At 57.6% G+C, this 255-nt stretch carries 1 protein-coding gene; it reads right to left on the reverse strand.

Annotated features, from left to right (window positions below):
- Positions 1-255, reverse strand: a 255-nt coding sequence (locus tag IB237_RS26195; protein ID WP_192491684.1) for a transposase, incomplete at both ends; no start/stop codon positions are given.

Here is a 255-nt window from a genome sequence, read left to right on the forward strand (position 1 = left end):
TGCGGTCGACAAGTGCAGACAATGCCTGGGTTTGCGCGTCACGCAGTGGCCGGATTTGTGGCTTGGTTGCCAGTACAAAAGCCGCGATCACCTGCGCATCAATCTCGTCGGTCTTGGCGCGGCGACCGATGGCATTGGCATAGGAGCGCACCTGTGACGGATTGACGATGATCACGCATAAGCCACTGGCAGATAGTTTGGCTGCCACCAGTGTTTCGTAACCGCCGGTCGCTTCCAAGGCAATGAGATCGACGT

The organism is Agrobacterium sp. AGB01, assembly GCF_014851585.1.
GTDB lineage: Bacteria > Pseudomonadota > Alphaproteobacteria > Rhizobiales > Rhizobiaceae > Agrobacterium.